Here is a 240-nt window from a genome sequence, read left to right as displayed (position 1 = left end):
GGGAAACACTGGGCATTGATCTACTTAAAATGCCAACGAGCCATCAAGGTTCCAATTATGTACTCACGGCAGTAGATTATCTGTCAAAGTACACAGTCCTAGTCCCACTACAAAACAAGGCTGCAGATACGGTAGCCAAGGCATTGGTTAACAACATATTCTGTAGATACAACATCCCCAGACGTATGCTATCGGACAATGGATCCGAGTTCCGCAACGAGGTAATGCGCGAAATAGCAC

1 protein-coding gene is annotated in these 240 nt (G+C 45.4%); it reads left to right on the top strand.

The genetic code is table 11. The features are described 5' to 3' along the window. Positions 1-8 precede the first annotated feature (8 nt). Positions 9-240 (top strand): DDE-type integrase/transposase/recombinase (locus IEQ44_RS18390; protein ID WP_369074447.1); only part of this gene is annotated, 232 nt, incomplete at its 3' end.

Source organism: Nocardioides malaquae (genome assembly GCF_015070385.1).
In the GTDB taxonomy this organism is placed as follows: Bacteria; Actinomycetota; Actinomycetes; order Propionibacteriales; family Nocardioidaceae; genus Nocardioides; species Nocardioides malaquae.
The sequence above is the reverse complement of the archived record's forward strand: the minus strand, read 5'-3'. Positions and strand labels throughout refer to the sequence as shown.